Source organism: uncultured Caballeronia sp., assembly GCF_964243625.1.
Taxonomy (GTDB): domain Bacteria; phylum Pseudomonadota; class Gammaproteobacteria; order Burkholderiales; family Burkholderiaceae; genus Caballeronia.
The window spans coordinates 1-3,233 of sequence record NZ_CAXTGZ010000663.1; the positions used below are offsets into that span (position 1 = coordinate 1).

The 3,233-nt window shown below is 60.5% G+C and carries 7 protein-coding genes and 1 pseudogene; 6 read left to right on the top strand and 2 right to left on the bottom strand.

Annotation, left to right across the window (positions count from 1 at the left end):
* From ACFFAR_RS28855 to ACFFAR_RS28865, 3 genes are all read left to right on the top strand, one after another.
* Positions 1-227 (top strand): hypothetical protein (locus tag ACFFAR_RS28855; protein ID WP_375508976.1); only part of this gene is annotated, 227 nt, incomplete at its 5' end.
* Positions 228-238: 11 nt separating this feature from the next.
* Positions 239-397, top strand: a complete 159-nt coding sequence (locus ACFFAR_RS28860; RefSeq protein WP_069638401.1) for a DUF3309 family protein — start codon at positions 239-241, stop codon at positions 395-397.
* 166 nt (positions 398-563) lie between these two features.
* Positions 564-1,352: an SDR family oxidoreductase gene (locus ACFFAR_RS28865; RefSeq protein WP_174365255.1), complete on the top strand. Its 789-nt coding sequence runs from the start codon at positions 564-566 to the stop codon at positions 1,350-1,352.
* Positions 1,353-1,371: 19 nt separating this feature from the next.
* Here ACFFAR_RS28865 and ACFFAR_RS28870 read toward each other — a convergent pair whose 3' ends face one another.
* A complete protein-coding gene (locus ACFFAR_RS28870; protein WP_174365254.1) occupies positions 1,372-1,686 on the bottom strand; it encodes a hypothetical protein in 315 nt (104 codons plus the stop codon).
* 79 nt (positions 1,687-1,765) lie between these two features.
* On the bottom strand, positions 1,766-1,996 hold the full coding sequence (locus ACFFAR_RS28875) for a hypothetical protein (RefSeq protein ID WP_075358943.1): 231 nt from the start codon (positions 1,994-1,996) through the stop codon (positions 1,766-1,768).
* A gap of 230 nt (positions 1,997-2,226) precedes the next feature.
* On the opposite strand from ACFFAR_RS28875, the gene ACFFAR_RS28880 reads away from it, so the two are divergent.
* From ACFFAR_RS28880 to ACFFAR_RS28890, 3 genes and pseudogenes are all read left to right on the top strand, one after another.
* The gene (locus tag ACFFAR_RS28880; RefSeq protein WP_062002489.1) at positions 2,227-2,493 is read left to right on the top strand and encodes a DUF2866 domain-containing protein; all 267 of its coding nucleotides are present in this window, start codon (positions 2,227-2,229) and stop codon (positions 2,491-2,493) included.
* 93 nt (positions 2,494-2,586) lie between these two features.
* Entirely contained in the window at positions 2,587-3,009 is a 423-nt protein-coding gene (locus ACFFAR_RS28885; RefSeq protein ID WP_375508977.1) for an antitoxin Xre/MbcA/ParS toxin-binding domain-containing protein, read from the top strand.
* A pseudogene (locus ACFFAR_RS28890) lies at positions 3,006-3,233 on the top strand (RES domain-containing protein); the annotation flags it as partial. The gene ACFFAR_RS28885 and the pseudogene ACFFAR_RS28890, both read left to right, overlap by 4 nt.

Genomic DNA, 3,233 nt, shown 5'->3' on the forward strand with positions numbered 1-3,233 from the left:
GCAAATTTTCCCGACCGCTGACCGGCTTTTGTCCGCGCCGCTATCGAGTTTTGATCCCGACCCATACCCAACAAGCCTTTGCGCCGATGGCACAACGCTTGCTAAAAGCAACGGGCAATCGCGAGGGTATCGGTGATGCGGGACACAACATGCTTCACCACCGCCGCTACCCACGCCGCCCCGCATGCGGCATCGCCATTCACTCTTCAGCAGACGCCAATAATTAAGGAGAAGTGGAATGACTATCGGAACAATCTTGCTGGTGGTTTTGATCCTGTTGCTGCTCGGCGCATTTCCGTCGTGGCCGCACAGCCGTAGCTGGGGCTATGGCCCAAGCGGGATTTTGGGCGTGGTGCTGATCATCGTGATCGTGCTGCTGCTCATGGGCCGGCTATAACTCGATGGCCGCGGCTTAACAAGCCGCGCCTACCGCATCCGGCCAAACGCAGCGGTGCAAGCAGGCAGTTGCAGTTCGGGCCATAGCGTCATCGCCCGCCGTCAAGGGAACGTTCCTGCCGGCGGGCGATTTACATTGCCAACCCATTTCAAGGAGTATCGACTTCATGGACCTCCATCTCGAAGGCAAGCTCGCACTCGTATCGGGATCGACGAAAGGCATTGGCCTCGCAATTGCCACCGGCCTTGCGCGTGAAGGCGCGCATGTGATCGTAAGCGGACGCAAACAAGCGTCGGTGGATGAAGCCATCGCGAAGCTCAAGGCTGCCGTACCCGATGCGAATGTCGAAGGTTTCGCCGGCGATCTCTCCGATGCTGCCCAGGTCAAGGCGGTCGTCGCACAGTATCCGGTCGTGGATGTACTCGTGAACAACCTCGGGATCTTCGATCCCAAGCCGTTCGCCGACATTCCGGACGAAGACTGGCAACGTTTCTTCGATACCAACGTCATGTCCGGCGTGCGTCTTTCACGCGCGTACTTGCCGAAGATGAAAGAGAAGAACTGGGGCCGCGTGGTGTTCATCAGCAGCGAAAGCGGGATTCAGATCCCCGTGGAGATGATCCACTACGGCGTGACGAAGACGGCGCAACTGGGTTTGTCGCGTGGACTTGCTGAGGATTGTGCGGGCACGGGCGTCACCGTGAATGCAGTGTTGCCGGGTCCGACGCACTCGGACGGACTTGATGAAATGGCCGCCAAAGGCATGGGCGACAAGACATTCGCCGAGTTCGAGAAAGGCTTCTTCGAAACTGAACGGCCGAGTTCGCTGATCAAGCGGTTCGCGACCACCGAAGAAGTCGCGAACATGGTGGTGTATGTGTGTTCCGAAGCGTCATCGGCCACGAACGGCGCGGCGTTGCGCGTGGACGGCGGCGTGGTGCGTTCGGCGTTCTAACTGTACTGGGTGGCCGAAATTACACGCGAAGCACGCGCCCGTCCGGGCCGATCAGCGGCGGCAGCTTGGGCAACGAGTCGATCCCTTTCGGCGCGGTCTTCGCGCGCCCCGTACTTGAGGGAGATGCCGAAGGCGCAACCGTCAATGCCGGCGGCGGGGTCGTGGTTCTGTCGGCGACTTGCTTGACGGCCGGTCCGCCCTTGCGCTTTTTCTTTGCTTGCGCCGACACGACGCTGCGCGTCCTGGTCTTCGGCGTATGCAACTGCGACTCGGGCGGATTCCAGACTTCGACATAACGTTCGGCAGCCACGGCCGCGGCAGAGCCGAAACTCATGGAACCAGCCAGCAAAGCAAGCGCGACGTTCGAGGAAAGTGCGGATAAAACAGGTCTCACAGCAAACGCTCCAGATTGTTCAGTGTCCACCAGCGCGCGAAAGTATAGCGTCGAGCGAGCGCTGCGATGTGTCGAGCTCAAGCAAGGCGCTGTCAAGCCTCTGCAGCGCCAGAGCGACCGTGCCGCCGCCAGCGCCGGGTTCCGGTTCGGCGCGGGTGGCGTCGAACGCTGCCGATACCGCGCGCGTTGCCTGCACATAGCGCGCGAGCGCGGCGGCCTCAGCAGAAGAATGAGTATCAGGACGGTTCATTTCGTGTCTATGCAAGAGCATCAACCTGTATGAATATACAGTAATGCCGCGCGGGAGAAAAGTCTTGGTGAGACTTGCGTGCGGCGTTCGCGTGGGAAGGGAAGTATGCGTGTAAACCCGTCGCATTTAAGCTGCGCTTAATTGTCGGAGGGCACATTTCAAAACGCGAGCTTTCAATACCGCCAGTCTCTGGCGCCTTTTCCACCGGGGCTTTCACGCGAGGACACGCCATGGCCGCCAGCGCATCGTTTCAGAACATCAAATCGACGATGAAAACCGAGCACGCATTGCCGTTGCATCAGTGCCGCCTGTCCGAAGCCGTCGAGCGGCCCTGGGGCAAGGCGTACAGGATGGTTGAATGGGCGCGCAAGAGCGATCCGTGCAGCCAGTTGAGCGTGGTGCCGGCGGAATTCACGACATCGGAAATTGCGGAAGTGCTTCGCGCGCATATAACCGGGCGGCGCTACGGACCGACGGATTCCGACGGAAGCATCTGACTGACGGGTGGGTGAAGGCAGATTCTCAAAAGAACTTGATTAAGTCCATAAATGGACTAATATACAATTACAGTTCAAAAAGAGACTCATCCCATGCCCCGCGCTCAACGCGTCCCGCGCCCCTTACCGGCGCCCCAACCGTCCATTGCCGATATGTCCGCGGCCGGTCTGCGCGCGTTTTTCAATATCGCGAGTGACTGGACCCTTTCCGCCGACGAACAAATTGTTTTGCTCGGCTCTCCCGGCCGTTCAACGTTCTTCAAATGGAAAGGTGCGCCGGAAACCGCGCGCCTTGGCCGCGACACGCTCGAGCGGCTCTCGCTGATTCTCGGCATCTACAAAGCGCTGCAAATCCTGTTGCCCCAACCCGAAGCGTCCGATGGCTGGATCAAGCGCGCGAATACCGCGCCGCCCTTCGGCGGACGGCGCGCGCTCGACCGCATGCTGGCGGGCAATGTGAGCGACCTGGTGGCGGTGCGGCAATATCTGGATGCAATGCGAGGCGGCTGGGCGTGACTGAACCGTTCTTGCAAGACAACTGGCGCGCGCGCTGGCCGCACGGCGCGCTGGATTGGTCGCCGGCGTACCGCGTGATCCCGACGCGGTTTCCGGCAGTCAATCTGTTCGATCGCGTGGCGTCGCCGGACGATTTCGAGGCGCTTTACGCGCTCGAAGCCATGACCAACGACCGCCTGCGCACCGAAACCGGCGAACTCGATCTCGTCCCGCGCGACGAACGC

Excerpts from the sequence above, each read along its gene's own strand:
- ACFFAR_RS28860 (WP_069638401.1), top strand. The coding sequence starts at position 239 with ATGACTATCGGAACAATCTTGCTGGTGGTTTTGATCCTGTTGCTGCTC.
- ACFFAR_RS28865 (WP_174365255.1), top strand. The coding sequence starts at position 564 with ATGGACCTCCATCTCGAAGGCAAGCTCGCACTCGTATCGGGATCGACG.
- ACFFAR_RS28870 (WP_174365254.1), bottom strand. The coding sequence starts at position 1,686 with ATGAGTTTCGGCTCTGCCGCGGCCGTGGCTGCCGAACGTTATGTCGAA.
- ACFFAR_RS28875 (WP_075358943.1), bottom strand. The coding sequence starts at position 1,996 with ATGAACCGTCCTGATACTCATTCTTCTGCTGAGGCCGCCGCGCTCGCG.
- ACFFAR_RS28880 (WP_062002489.1), top strand. The coding sequence starts at position 2,227 with ATGGCCGCCAGCGCATCGTTTCAGAACATCAAATCGACGATGAAAACC.
- ACFFAR_RS28885 (WP_375508977.1), top strand. The coding sequence starts at position 2,587 with ATGCCCCGCGCTCAACGCGTCCCGCGCCCCTTACCGGCGCCCCAACCG.